Raw genomic sequence first — 12,796 nt, 5'->3', positions numbered from 1 at the left:
GGCACGGGTCCCGGGTCGACCCCCTGGCCGGCGTACGCCTCCGGCCTCCCGGGGCGTTCAGCGACTTTCTAGAGCTTCCTGGGGCTTTCAGGCACTTTCAGGGACTTTTCACGCCGGAACGCGGGTCTTCAGGACGGCGTGCGGGCCGCCGCCAGCAGCCGGGCGGTGTCGTCCGGACACAGCAGCAGCGCCGCGCCGACCGTTGTCAGCGCCTCGCGCTCGGCGGGGCTGTACGGGCCGTCGGCGAGCGCGATCCGCGCCCCCTGGAGGAGCAGGGACTCGCGGCCGACCGGGGCGAGGTGCGGGGCCAGCGGCTCCAGGGCCTCGTGCAGCTCTATGGCCAGGGCGGTGCCGCTGGGGCCCGCCATGCCGAAGGCCAGCGGGGGCTCTACGCCGTCCCGGGCGCCTCCCGGGGCCGTACGGGAGACGCCCGTCTCGTACGTGCCGTGCAGCCGGCCGGTGTCGGCGGCCAGCGCGGCGAGCAGCGTCAGGAGCTGCTCTTCGGTGCACTCGGTGAAGCCGGCCGCGCGGACGGCACGGACGGCGGCGTCACGGACCGCGCGGGAGGAGGTGCCGCCCGCGGCCAGGACGGCGAGGGTGACGGTGTGCACGGCGTCCCGCAGCATCGCGGAGAAACGGGTGGTGGTGGGGTGGTCCAGCGCGTCCAGGCCGAAGTGCCCGCGGCAGGCGGAGCATTCCACGACCGGCCCGGCGGTGCCGCGCGGCAGCAGCGGGACACCGAGGACGGCGAGGCGGCGGCGGCCGGTGCGGCGCTGATAGTTGCGGTCACCACCGCATGCGGGGCAGAAGAACTCGCCGTCGGCGACGGTGCGCCATGACGTACGCACACCCATCACGGCCAGCTTGTGCATCACGTCGAACCTCCGTAACTCCCGCGTAGCCCTTCGGGGACGGGAGGCACCCCCGCGCCCTCCCAGCCGCGTTGACGTGATGTTAGCCACATCCTCGACGCGGCGTCAGTAGCCCGGGACGGACGGGAGGGCCGTGGGAGGCCGCCGCGCGCACGGGCGTCCCGCCCGTCCGGGGCTGACGGGCGGGACGCGGAGAACACCCGAACGGACGCCCGGCCGGCCCCGGCCGACGCCCGGACCGGTATCCGGGGCCGGGCCGGCGGTCGGCGGTCGGCGGTCGCGAAACAGCAGCCGGCGGCCGTGGCCGGGCGGCTGACCGGCATCCGGATGCCGGATCCCCGACGCCTGAGCCGGCTCAGCGGCCGGCGCGGTTGACCGCGGAGACGACGGCCTTGATGGAGGCGCGGACGATGTTCGCGTCGATGCCCACGCCCCACATCACCCGGTCCCCCACCGCGCACTCGACGTACGCGGCGGCCTGCGCGCCGGCGCCCTCGCTCAGGGTGTGCTCGCTGTAGTCCAGCACCCGTACGTCCACGTCCACCGCGGCCAGCGAGTCGATGAACGCCGCCAGAGGACCGTTTCCGCTGCCCGTCAGGACCGTGTCCACGCCGTCCACGACCGCCTCGACGGTGAGCGCGTCCATGCCCTGGCTGGTGGTCGAGGTCTGGGCGGTGCGCAGCGCGATCCGGCCCCAGGCGTTCTCGGGGTGGGCAGGTACTCGTCCTGGAAGACGGCCCAGATGTCGGCCGGGGTGACCTCGCCGCCCTCGGCGTCGGTCTTCTCCTGGATGGTGCGGGAGAACTCGATCTGCATCCGGCGCGGCAGGTCCAGCTTGTGGTCGTTCTTCAGGACGTAGGCGATGCCGCCCTTGCCGGACTGGGAGTTGACCCGGATGACGGCCTCGTAGGAGCGGCCGACGTCCTTGGGGTCGATGGGCAGGTACGGCACCGCCCACTCGATCTCGTCCACGGTCTTGCCGGCCGCTGCCGCCGCGGCCTCCATGGCGTCGAAGCCCTTCTTGATGGCGTCCTGGTGGGAGCCGGAGAAGGCGGTGTAGACCAGGTCGCCCGCGTAGGGGTGGCGCGGGTGGACCTCCATCTGGTTGCAGTACTCGCTCGTACGGCGGATCTCGTCGATCTGCGAGAAGTCGATCTGCGGGTCCACTCCCTGGGAGAACAGGTTCATGCCCAGCGTCACCAGGTCGACGTTGCCGGTCCGCTCGCCCTGGCCGAACAGACAGCCCTCGATACGGTCGGCGCCGGCCATCAGCGCCAGCTCGGCGGCGGCCACCGCGGTACCGCGGTCGTTGTGCGGGTGTACGGACAGGCAGATGTGCTCGCGGCGGGACAGGTTGCGCGACATCCACTCGAAGCGGTCGGCGTGGGTGGAGGGCGTGGAGCGCTCGACGGTGGCGGGCAGGTTCAGGATGATCTCGCGGCCGTCCTCCGGCTGCCAGACGTCCATCACGCTCTCGCAGACCTCCAGCGCGAAGTCCAGCTCGGTGTCGGTGAAGATCTCGGGGCTGTACTGGTAGCCGAAGACGGTCTCGGGGCCCAGCAGCTTGTCCGCGTACTCCATCACCAGCCGGGTGCCGTCCACGGCGATCTGCCGGACCTGTTCGCGTGAGCCGCGGAAGACCACGCGCCGGAAGACCGGGGCGGTGGCGTTGTAGAGGTGGACGGTGGCCTTGTGGGCGCCGACCAGCGACTCCACGGTGCGCTCTATCAGCTCCTCGCGCGCCTGGGTCAGGACGGAGATCGTCACGTCCTCAGGGATCGCGCCCTGTTCGATGATGGACCGTACGAAGTCGAAGTCGGTGGCGCCGGAGGAGGGGAAGCCGACCTCGATCTCCTTGTAGCCCATCTTCACCAGCAGGTCGAACATCTCGCGCTTGCGGGCGGGCGACATGGGGTCGATCAGGGCCTGGTTGCCGTCGCGCAGGTCGGTGGACAGCCAGCGCGGGGCCTTGGTGATGCGCCGCTCGGGCCAGGTCCGGTCGGGCAGGTGCACGGCTTCGTACGGGCCGTACTTGTGGACGGGCATCCCGGAGGGCTTCTGGGTGACCGTGGCGTTGGTGAGCGGGGTGGGACGGCCCACCGAGTGCTCCGGCGGGCTCAGGGTGAACTGCGGAGGCTGCTGCGACTGCGGGGACTGGTGGGGCTTAGACGCGTTCGAGGGATTCGGCGGATTCGTCATGGGACGCGGTGCTCCTCGTGTGTCCGCAAGGGATCCCCTGCTCCATGAGAGCTCGGGGAAGGCCGACGGGGCGGAATCACCGCAACACCGAACTCCGCGGGGAGGGGTCGGCCTGTCGACTTACAGACCCTCGCCGCGGCAGCTAAGGAGAAGCAGCCCGTAACGCATGATGCACAGCACCCTAGCCGAGGTGTACGACGATCGGCGGTCCCGTATCAGTATGCGGGATCGCCTGGCCGTCAGGACGAAGCGCGGGCAACCACACGATTTCAGGAATCTTGACGCCAGGGAGTGACATGACGGTGACCCAGTGCCACATTGCCGTGCATGGACGCCAACGCCAATCCGGTCAACCCGGTCTTCTGCACCATCGTGCCTCCGCACGTCCTCGACAAGCTCGCCCGCGCCGAGGACCCCCGCCTGTCCGACAACGCCCGCCGCACCCTGGAGCACGACGCCCTCCAGCGCACCCGGCGCCGTATCACCACCGTCCGCGGCATCGCCCCCGCCGCGCCCGGCGCCCCGTCGGACAAGCCCGACCGCACCATCTACGACGCCCGCCACCAGGAGACCCTGCCGGGCAAGAAGGTGCACTCCGAGGCCGACAAGCCCTCCAAGGACGCGTCGGTCAACCGCGCGCACGCCGGCCTCGGGGCGACCTTCGAGCTGTACCTGAAGATCTACGGCCGGCACTCCATCGACGACTCCGGCCTCGCGCTGAACGCCACCGTCCACTACGGCGAGAAGTACGACAACGCCTTCTGGGACGGACAGCAGATGGTCTTCGGCGACGGCGACAACGACCTGTTCCTGGACTTCACCATCCCCGTCGACGTCATCGGCCACGAACTGACCCACGGCGTGACCCAGTACACCGCCAACCTGGAGTACTTCGGCCAGTCCGGCGCGCTCAACGAGTCCATGTCGGACGTCTTCGGCTCGCTGATCAAGCAGTACGCGCTGAGCCAGTCCACCTCCCAGGCCGACTGGCTCATCGGCGCCGGCCTGCTGGGACCCAACGTCACCGGCGAGGCCCTGCGCTCCATGAAGGCCCCGGGAACCGCGTACGACGACGACGTCCTGGGCAAGGACCCGCAGCCCGCGACGATGGACGACTACGTCAAGACCTCCCGCGACAACGGCGGCGTGCACATCAACTCGGGCATCCCCAACCACGCCTTCTACCTGTTCGCCGACGCCCTGGGCGGCAACGCGTGGGAGCGCGCGGGCCAGATCTGGTACGACGTCCTGACCGGCGGGAACCTGGCCTCCGACGCCCAGTTCGCCGACTTCGCCAAGCTCACTGTCGCCGCCGCGCACACCCGCTACGGCGACGGCGACGAGCACCAGTCCCTGCTCAAGTCTTGGTCCCAGGTCGGCGTCCCCACCAAGTGAACCGGACAGGCGGACCGGACCGGTGGACCGGGCCGGGCGCACCGATCCACCGCCCTCCGGTTACGTAACCCCGCCTTCCCGGGGTAGGAAGCCTCTTATGCGAATCCAGGTTCGACGCACGGGCGGCTTCGCCGGCATCGAGCGCTATGCCGAGGTGGACACCTCGGGGCGCCCCGACGCCCAGGAGTGGAACGCCCTGGCCGAGCAGGCGCTGGCCGCCGGCCGGGGCACCCCGCCCATAGGCGTACCCGACGGCTTCAGCTACCAGCTCACCATCGACGGCCGCACCGTCTACTGCTCCGACCCCCGCCTCACCGACGAACAGCGCAAGCTGATCACCCGCGTACTGAAAGAAGGAACCTGAGGCAAAAGAGTCTTCGCCAGAAGCGACTGCGACAAAAGGGACCTGATAGACAAGAGACCTGAGAGACATGGAACCTGAGACGCGCGGCAACAGCACCACGCCGCACGTCTCTTGACACCGGTACGTGGCGGTCCCAGGATCCGGCGCATGAACTCCTCGTTCGTGTCGTCCGGGTCCTCCTCGCGTCCGTTGCCGCGTTTTCCCCAAGGGTTCCTGTGGGGGGTGTCGACCTCCGCGTTCCAGATCGAGGGGGCGGTGGAGGAGGACGGGCGGGGGCGGTCCTCATGGGACGTGTTCGTGGAGGAGGAGGGGCGGGTCAAGGACGGGTCGGACGCCCGGGTGGCGACCGGTCACTATCACCGCTACCGGCAGGACGTGGCGCTGATCAAGGAGCTGGGCGTCGGGGCGTATCGATTCTCCGTCGCCTGGCCGCGGGTGATGCCGGACGGTGGTCCGCGGGTCAACACGGCGGGGCTGGATTTCTACGACCGGCTGGTGGACGAGTTGTGCGCGGCGGGCGTACGGCCCGTGCCGACGCTCTTCCACTGGGACACCCCGGCGCGGGTCGAGGAGGCGGGCGGCTGGCTCGTACGGGAGACCGCCCGGCGCTTCGCGGCGTACGCGGAGGTGGTGGCGGACCGGATCGGGGACCGGGTGAAGCGGTGGATCACGCTCAACGAGCCCGCGGAACTGACGCTGCTGGGGTACGGGCTGGGGCAGCACGCGCCCGGGAAGCGGCTGGGGTTCGAGGCGCTGGCGGCGGCGCACCACCAGTTGCTGGGGCACGGGCTGGCCGTACAGGCACTGCGGGCGGGCGGGGCGCGTGAGATCGGTATCGCCAATTCGCACGGGCCGACGTGGGCCGCGTCGGACTCCGAGGCCGACCGGAGGGCCGCGGATCTCTACGATCTGCTGCTGAATCGATTCTTCGCAGATCCGCTGCTGCTCGGCCGCTACCCGGAGGACCTCGCGGCGCTGCTCCCGGACCCGGCGGCGGTCGCCGAGGACCTGAAGGTGATCAGCGAGCCCCTGGACTGGTACGGGATCAACTACTACCAGCCGACGATGGTCGGCGCGCCGGACCCGCAGGCGGACGGGCCGGCCGGCTTCGCGGGAATCGAACTGCCGCCGGGCCTGCCGTTCGCCCCCCGGGAGATCGAGGGATATCCGCGCACGGACTTCGGCTGGCCGGTGGTCCCGGCGGCACTGACCGAGCTGCTCACCGGCTTTCGCGACCGGTACGGCGCCGGCCTGCCGCCGCTGGTCATCACCGAGAACGGCTGCGCGTACGACGGCATCCAGGACCAGGAGCGGATCGACTTCCTGGACGCGCACCTGCGGGCCCTGCACGAGGCGATCGGCGCCGGGGTGGACGTACGCGGCTATTTCGTCTGGTCGCTGCTGGACAACTTCGAGTGGGCCGAGGGCTACGCCCGGCGGTTCGGGCTGGTGCACGTCGACTACGGGACGCTGGCGCGGACGCCGAAGGCTTCGTACCACTGGCTGCGGGACGTACTGCGGGCCCAGCGGTGACCACCGCGGGGGCCGCGGAGACGCCCGGGGCCCTCACCGAGCCGGCCGAGCGGGCCGGCCGCGGCTGGATCGCCTCGCTCTGTCTGGCGAACGGGGCCATATGGGCCGGCTGGTACGGGCCGCTCCAGATCCTGCTGGCGCTCCAGGCCGCCGAGCTGGCGCCGCCCGGCGTCTCCAAGGAGTCGGTGCTGGCCTGGGTCACCGGGCTGGGCGCCGTGGTCTCCCTCCTCGCCAACCCGCTCTTCGGCGCGCTGTCGGACCGTACGGCGTCGCGCTGGGGGCGCCGTACGCCGTGGATCGCGGCCGGTGTCCTGGGCGGCGGCGCGGCGCTGTGCCTGCTGGCCGCCGCCCGTGGCGTCCTGGCCATGGCGGCTTGCTGGTGCCTGGTGCAACTGTGCCTGAACGCCGCGTTCGCCGCGATCACCGCGGCCGTTCCCGACCGCGTGCCGCACCTCCAGCGCGGCGCGGTCGGCGGCTGGCTGGGCGCGGCGCAGTTCCTGGGCGTGGCCGCCGGTACGGGCCTGGCGTCGGCGGCCGGCGGCATCGCGGCGGGCTACGCGGCCTGTGCCGTCTTCACGGTGCTGGGCTCGCTTCCGTACGTCGTGCTGCACCGCGACCTGAAGACCGGACGCGGTGACCGGCCGCCGTTCGCCTGGCGGTCCTTCCTCGCCGGGTTCTGGATCAGCCCGCGCCGCCACCCCGACCTCGGATGGGCCTGGCTGACCCGCTTCCTGGTCAACCTCGGCAACGCGATCGCCCTGCTGTACCTGCTGTATTACCTGCGCGACGCGCTGCACCGGCCGCGTCCGCAGGACGGCGTGCTGGTGCTCACCGCCGTCAACGGCGTCATGCTGCTCACCACCGTCGTGATCGGCGGGATCTGGTCGGACCGCACCGGCCGCCGCAAGCCGTTCGTGCTGGCGGCGGGGGTGATCATGGCGGTGGCCACCGCGCTGCTCGCCGTATGGCAGACCTGGGCCGGGGCCCTGGTCGCGGCGGCACTGCTGGGCATCGGCTTCGGCGTCTTCACGTCCGTGGACTTCGCGCTGATGACGGACGTACTGCCGGCCGCCGCCCACCGGGGCAGGGACCTCGGCGTCATCAACATCGCCAACTCGCTGCCCCAGGTGGCCGCCCCGGCGCTGGCCGCCCCGGTCGTGACGTACCTGGGCGGCTATCCGGTGCTCTACCTGGTCGCGGCGGGAGTGGGGCTGGCGGGGGCGCTGCTGGTGCGGCGGATCCGCTCGGTGGCGTAACCCGCGCGCGGCGGTGACCGGGTACCGTCAAGCCCCAAGGGGCTGTCTTCAGCCGCAATCAACGATTCAGCGGGCTGCTGGAGTCAGCCGCAGCAGGACGATGGTCCTCACGCGGCGAGACCCCACCACACCGCCCACGGAAGGAACCCGACCGCGGCCAGCCCGACCGGGGCCAGGCGCAGCCAGGCCGCCCGGTTCCAGGTCAGCGGTCGGCGCCGGAGTGCGACTGCCGAGAGACAGGCGGACACCAGCACGGCGACGGCAAGCCCCTGCGCCACCAGCCACAGAGCCGGACGGCCCCACACAACGGGCGCCGCCACACCGTCTCCCGCCACGAAGACGGCGATCGAGCAGGCCACCGTCGCCACGACCGCCAGCAGGCCGAGCCCGGCCAGCCACCGCACCGGGCGCAGGACGGGGCCCCGGCGCAGGAGGGCACTCACCGGATAGGCGGCGAAGCCCAGGAGCAGCAGCGCGGGGGCGAGCCAGGCATACCAGGTGTGGCCCGGTACGGGGGTGGTGGCAAGGGCCTGCCCGGGGGCGGCGGCGGCGCTCGACGCCGGTGGGTGGCCGGCGGCCACCGCCCGTACCCATGAGGTCATGGTCTGCGCATAGCCTGGGGCCAGCTCCCCCAGCTTCTTGCCGTGGAAGGGCGGGCCGCCGATCCGGTCGAACCCGTCCGAGGTGCGGTGCCCGTTGTGCGCACCGCCGGCGACGAAGCCGATGACGGCGTGCCGGTTGCCCGCACGGGCCAGGGCCTCGCGGAAGACCTGTGCGCTCTCCTGCGGCGGCACCTGCGTGTCGTGATCGCCCCACAGCGCCAGCACCGGCGTCCGGTGGAGCCGCTCCAGCGCCGGCAAGGGGTCGTAGCCGGCCGCGGGGAACCGGCCGGTGGAGGCCACGAACTGGGCGGCGGGGCCGGCCACGGTGCGACGGAACGGTGCGCCCACCCCTTGGTGGCGCAGATGCGTGGCGAGGTTCCAGGTCTGCGTACGCAGCGGGTCGTAGCCGGAGCCGCCGATGGTGACGACGAACGCGACGTCGGTGGAGCGCGCTGCGGCCAGCGGCGCCACCCAGCCGCCCTCGCTGAACCCCCACAGCCCGACCTGACGTGGGTTCACCCCGCTCCTGGACTGCAACAGCCGTACCCCGGCAACCGCGTCGTCGGCCAGCAGGCCGAAGTCCCGGTGGAGCAGGGAGTAGCCGATGGTCCGCTTGTCGTAGACGAGCGTGGTGATCCCGGCCCGGGCGAACGCCTCGGCCTCCTGCCGGTACTCCTCCCGGGGACCGGAGCCTGAGCCGCCGACGAGTACGATGCCGGGTTTCGCGCCGGGCGGTCCGTTGTTGCTCAGGACGGTGCCGTGCAGGACGAGTCCCCGGCCGCCCCGGAAGGTGACCTCCTGGCGAACCAGCCCGTCCCCCTCGGCGTGCGCCATCGGCGCGGTCAGCAGGAGGAGGGCGCCGGTCAGCAACCCGGACAGAACAGCCACTGTGGCGCGTATCAGTGATGCGGACGTAGCCGAGAGCAGCACGGCGTGCGTTCCCCTTCGTTGTCGGTCGGACCGCACGGTCAGTCGGTGTCGGGAATGGCGAGCAGTCGGATGAGTACGGGCCGCGCCTCGGGCGCGTCCTCCGACTCCGGGGCCGAGTACCGGTGCAGGAGTTCGATGTATTCCTCGAAGAACGCACGGAGCCGGGCGGGCTCGACCCGCAGCGTGGCGCGCGAAAAGAGCGCCGCGTCGGCCCAGGGCCCAAGGGTGTCGCGCGCCTCCTCGAACCGCCGGGCGGAGTCGATCAGTTCGGCCAGGCTGAGCCGGTGCATCTCGGTCAGTGCCTCGCGCAACTGCGGCGGCTGCCGGCTGTACGGCGGGATCCGCCGGTCCCCCGGCACCGTCCGCCACCACCGCTCCCGCCCCTTCGCCAGCTCCGGGACCTCCTCGACGAAGCCGTGCTTGGCCAACTGCCGCAGGTGGTAGCTGACCAGCCCCGTGCTTTCACCCAACTCGCGTGCCAGTGCGGCGGAGTTGGCCGGCCCTCGGCGCAGGCACTGCTCGATCTTCTGCCGCATCGGGTGCGCGAAAGCGCGCAGCGCCTCGACATCGGTGATCTCTTGAGCGGGCGGTTGGTCGGCCATGCCGGAAGGCTATAAGTTGCAAAGGGCGTTTGCAAGGGGTCCTTGCAACTCTCGGATGCGGACCGGACCACCACCTCTCCGTACGTTTCACCAAGAGGGCCGACTTCGCCGGGACCAAGGCCGAAGATGGCGATGGCATGTCGCGGGCGCCCTTCTGGCCCTGCTGGACCAGGCGGTCATTGCGCGGAAGAAGGACCGGGCCGCCAGCCGCAGGAAGAAAGGCGGCCGGGGCAGTCGGCCTGTCGCCTGTCGCCTGTCATACGCGATGCGGTCCCTCCCGTGATCGCACCATGTCTCTCCCGTGATCACGCCACGGCAGAGCGGGCCATCAACAGGATGAAGGACTGGAGGGTGAAGGACTGGAGGCGCATCGCCATGCGCTACGGCAAGACGCCCGGGAGCCACCTCGCAGCACTCCGCGAGAGCTGCCTCGCCGGACCCCGTCCGCGCGCAGCGGCCATCTGGACCAGCAGCCGGCAGCCTTCGGCAAGCCGGCTGATCACAGGCGGAGACAGCTCAGGAGCTTCCTAGAACCCCAGCTTGCGGAGCTGCTTGGGGTCGCGCTGCCAGTCCTTGGCGACCTTGACGTGCAGGTCCAGGAAGACCGGCGTGCCGAGCAGCGCCTCGATCTGCTTGCGGGACTTCATTCCGACGTCCTTCAGGCGCTTGCCCTTGGGGCCGATGATGATGCCCTTCTGGCTGGGGCGCTCGATGTAGACGTTGGCGTGGATGTCCAGCAGCGGCTTGTCGGCCGGGCGGTCCTCGCGCGGCAGCATCTCCTCGACGACCACGGCGATGGAGTGCGGCAGCTCGTCCCGTACGCCTTCGAGCGCGGCCTCACGGATCAGCTCGGCGACCATGACCTGCTCGGGCTCGTCGGTGAGGTCGCCCTCCGGGTACAGCGGCGGGCTCTCGGGCAGCAGCGGCACGAGCAGATCGGCCAGGAGCGAGACCTGGCGGTCGCCGACGGCCGAGACCGGGACGATCTGGGCCCATTCGATGCCCAGGTCCTTGCCGAGCTGGTCCACGGCGATGAGCTGGGCGGCCAGCGTCTTGGAGTCGACCAGGTCGGTCTTGGTGACGACGGCGACCTTGGGGGTCTTCTTGATGCCGGCCAGTTCGGTGGCGATGAAGCGGTCGCCGGGGCCGAGCTTCTGGTCGGCGGGCAGGCAGAAGCCGATGACGTCGACCTCGGACCAGGTGGTCCGTACGACGTCGTTGAGGCGCTCACCGAGCAGCGTACGGGGCTTGTGCAGACCCGGCGTGTCGACCAGGACGAGCTGGGCGTCGGGGCGGTGGACGATGCCGCGCACGGTGTGGCGGGTGGTCTGCGGGCGGTTGGAGGTGATGGCCACCTTCGTGCCGACGAGAGCGTTCGTCAGGGTGGACTTGCCCGCGTTCGGGCGGCCGACGAAGCACGCGAAGCCGGCGCGGTGCGGGGCGGAGGAGTCTGTACGAACGCTCATGGCGCCCATTGTCCCCGATCCCCGGGACGACACCGACCACTCAGGAACAACTCACGTCATCTCTGTCACTGCCGCACCATATGATGCGGACATCGGCGCGCGGCGCTTTCCGCGCGCCCCTTATTCACGTCCGGGGGGACGATCTTGAAGCGCATCCTTTCCCTCGCCCTGTGCACCCCAGTCGCACTGGGCGTCATGGCTGTGCCCGCCACCGCGGCGCAGGCGGCCGGGTCCGGCCCGGCGGCGGTCACCGTGTCCGCGCCGGCCGTCGAGCGGACCGCCGCCGCCACGGCCGACCCGCTCGCCGGCAACGCCTCGGCGGACCAGGCGATCAAGGCCGCCGAGGCCGGCAGGCCCGTCGCCGTACGGGCCGCGGCTGCCGCCCGTTTCACCGGCACCAGCTCCATCAGCCGCTTCGACACCTCGCTGAACAAGTTCGCGGTACTGACCGCCAAGGGCGACCTGAAGTTCCGCGGCACCAAGGACCGCGCGCCCAAGGTGATCATCGCCTGGTCGGCGAACGGCCGTAACAACTGGTACCGGGCCAAGACGGTCGCCGTCCGCGGCGGCCACTTCTCCACGAGCTTCAACGCGCCGGCCAAGGGCTTCTACGCCGCGGTCTACCAGGGCACCTCCAAGATCCGCGGCTCGGTGAGCAAGATCCTCAAGGAGCAGCGCACCGAGACCCGCATCTCCGGCTTCGACGCCGGGCCCGAACCGGTCCGCAGGGGCCACAAGCTCACGGTCACCGGCACCCTCCAGCACAAGACCGCCGGCTGGAAGGCGTACGGCAAGCAGAAGGTGCAGATCCTCTTCCGCCCCAAGGGCGACCGCAAGTGGTACCTGCGCGGTGAGGTGCGGACCGGCGCCAACGGCACGTTCCGCAAGAGCTTCACGGCCGACGTGGACGGCACCTGGCTGCCGGTCTTCTTCTACCCCGACGGCAAGCACTTCGTGGGCGTCGGCAAGGAGGACTTCGTCGACGTACGGTGACGTGTGTCGCTGTAGCGACATAGCGACCGCCGATGCAGCGGCAGGCGACGTGACAGCACTCGATGTCACATCCGAGGCAACAGCCGCCGCGCTGTAGCGCCTGTCGCTTCAGCGACAAAGCGACACGGCGAACCATGAACGCCCCGTGAGCACCGGATCACCCGACCAGGGCCGGCGCCCACGGGGCGACTCGCCTGGGGGACCGCTATGCGTCCGCGCCCGCCCGGACGGTGGCACGCAGCGTCCCGTCGGGACCGGCCAGCAGGACCGGCGTCCCCGGGCCCCCGAGGTCGCCCACGGCCGCGCGGTCCGCCCCGGACACCTCCTCGGCCCCGGTCACCACGGCCGCCGCCTCCAGGGACCGCGCACCACTGGCCACGGCCATCGCGACGGCGGTCTGCAGGGCGCTGAGCTTCAGCGAGTCCAGCGCGACGGTACCGGCGACGTAGGTACGTCCGGTCTCGTCGCGTACGGCCGCGCCCTCGGGCACGCCGTTACGGGCGCGCGCGGAGCGGGCGAGGGTGATGATCTTCCGGTCTTCCGGGTCCAGCGGTGCGGCTTCGCTCATACGGGCGAGCATATGC

General features: G+C 71.2%; 10 protein-coding genes and 1 pseudogene. 5 read left to right on the top strand and 6 right to left on the bottom strand.

Annotated features, from left to right (window positions below):
- Window positions 1–128: 128 nt before the first annotated feature.
- Together KGS77_RS24505 and leuA are read right to left on the bottom strand one after the other, a co-directional pair.
- A complete protein-coding gene (locus KGS77_RS24505; RefSeq protein WP_242587666.1) occupies window positions 129–872 on the bottom strand; it encodes a TerB family tellurite resistance protein in 744 nt (247 codons plus the stop codon).
- Between the two features lie 355 nt (window positions 873–1,227).
- A pseudogene (gene leuA / locus KGS77_RS24500) lies at window positions 1,228–2,918 on the bottom strand (2-isopropylmalate synthase).
- A 480-nt stretch (window positions 2,919–3,398) separates the two neighbouring features.
- On the opposite strand from leuA, the gene KGS77_RS24495 reads away from it, so the two are divergent.
- The 4 genes from KGS77_RS24495 to KGS77_RS24480 all read left to right on the top strand — a co-directional run bounded on the left by KGS77_RS24495 (window position 3,399) and on the right by KGS77_RS24480 (window position 7,619).
- Window positions 3,399–4,466 (top strand): M4 family metallopeptidase, encoded by a 1,068-nt coding sequence (locus KGS77_RS24495; protein ID WP_242585122.1) that lies wholly within the window; start codon window positions 3,399–3,401, stop codon window positions 4,464–4,466.
- A gap of 97 nt (window positions 4,467–4,563) precedes the next feature.
- Window positions 4,564–4,830, top strand: a complete 267-nt coding sequence (locus KGS77_RS24490) for a protealysin inhibitor emfourin (protein ID WP_242585121.1) — start codon at window positions 4,564–4,566, stop codon at window positions 4,828–4,830.
- A gap of 147 nt (window positions 4,831–4,977) precedes the next feature.
- A complete protein-coding gene (locus KGS77_RS24485) occupies window positions 4,978–6,363 on the top strand; it encodes a GH1 family beta-glucosidase (RefSeq protein WP_242585120.1) in 1,386 nt (461 codons plus the stop codon).
- Window positions 6,360–7,619: an MFS transporter gene (locus KGS77_RS24480; protein ID WP_242585119.1), complete on the top strand. Its 1,260-nt coding sequence runs from the start codon at window positions 6,360–6,362 to the stop codon at window positions 7,617–7,619. Before KGS77_RS24485 ends, KGS77_RS24480 begins: the two co-directional genes overlap by 4 nt.
- A 107-nt stretch (window positions 7,620–7,726) precedes the next feature.
- Here the strand turns inward: KGS77_RS24480 and KGS77_RS34690 are convergent, their stop codons facing one another.
- The 3 genes from KGS77_RS34690 to era all read right to left on the bottom strand — a co-directional run bounded on the left by KGS77_RS34690 (window position 7,727) and on the right by era (window position 11,219).
- Complete coding sequence (locus tag KGS77_RS34690; protein ID WP_277994263.1) at window positions 7,727–9,109, bottom strand: prolyl oligopeptidase family serine peptidase; 1,383 nt, start codon at window positions 9,107–9,109, stop codon at window positions 7,727–7,729.
- An 80-nt stretch (window positions 9,110–9,189) separates the two neighbouring features.
- A complete protein-coding gene (locus KGS77_RS24470) occupies window positions 9,190–9,753 on the bottom strand; it encodes a helix-turn-helix domain-containing protein (RefSeq protein ID WP_242585118.1) in 564 nt (187 codons plus the stop codon).
- Between the two features lie 527 nt (window positions 9,754–10,280).
- Window positions 10,281–11,219, bottom strand: coding sequence for a GTPase Era (gene era / locus KGS77_RS24465; protein ID WP_242585117.1), 939 nt, complete (start codon window positions 11,217–11,219; stop codon window positions 10,281–10,283).
- 195 nt (window positions 11,220–11,414) lie between these two features.
- Here era and KGS77_RS24460 point away from each other — a divergent pair, with 195 nt between their 5' ends.
- Window positions 11,415–12,212 carry a hypothetical protein gene (locus tag KGS77_RS24460; protein ID WP_242585116.1) on the top strand — a complete coding sequence of 266 codons (798 nt, stop codon included), beginning with the start codon at window positions 11,415–11,417 and terminating at the stop codon, window positions 12,210–12,212.
- A 205-nt stretch (window positions 12,213–12,417) separates the two neighbouring features.
- On the opposite strand, the gene KGS77_RS24455 is transcribed toward KGS77_RS24460, so the two are convergent.
- Complete coding sequence (locus tag KGS77_RS24455) at window positions 12,418–12,792, bottom strand: cytidine deaminase (protein ID WP_242585115.1); 375 nt, start codon at window positions 12,790–12,792, stop codon at window positions 12,418–12,420.
- Window positions 12,793–12,796 lie beyond the last annotated feature (4 nt).

The organism is Streptomyces sp. MST-110588 (assembly GCF_022695595.1).
Lineage (GTDB): Bacteria > Actinomycetota > Actinomycetes > Streptomycetales > Streptomycetaceae > Streptomyces.
Note: the sequence above shows the minus strand (reverse complement) of the source record. Positions and strands in the feature narration are given on the sequence as shown.

Bases quoted from the DNA above. Each gene is read 5' to 3' on its own strand.
- KGS77_RS24505 (WP_242587666.1), bottom strand. From the start codon at position 872: ATGCACAAGCTGGCCGTGATGGGTGTGCGTACGTCATGGCGCACCGTC.
- KGS77_RS24495 (WP_242585122.1), top strand. From the start codon at position 3,399: ATGGACGCCAACGCCAATCCGGTCAACCCGGTCTTCTGCACCATCGTG.
- KGS77_RS24490 (WP_242585121.1), top strand. From the start codon at position 4,564: ATGCGAATCCAGGTTCGACGCACGGGCGGCTTCGCCGGCATCGAGCGC.
- KGS77_RS24485 (WP_242585120.1), top strand. From the start codon at position 4,978: ATGAACTCCTCGTTCGTGTCGTCCGGGTCCTCCTCGCGTCCGTTGCCG.
- KGS77_RS24470 (WP_242585118.1), bottom strand. From the start codon at position 9,753: ATGGCCGACCAACCGCCCGCTCAAGAGATCACCGATGTCGAGGCGCTG.
- era (WP_242585117.1), bottom strand. From the start codon at position 11,219: ATGAGCGTTCGTACAGACTCCTCCGCCCCGCACCGCGCCGGCTTCGCG.
- KGS77_RS24460 (WP_242585116.1), top strand. From the start codon at position 11,415: ATGGCTGTGCCCGCCACCGCGGCGCAGGCGGCCGGGTCCGGCCCGGCG.
- KGS77_RS24455 (WP_242585115.1), bottom strand. From the start codon at position 12,792: ATGCTCGCCCGTATGAGCGAAGCCGCACCGCTGGACCCGGAAGACCGG.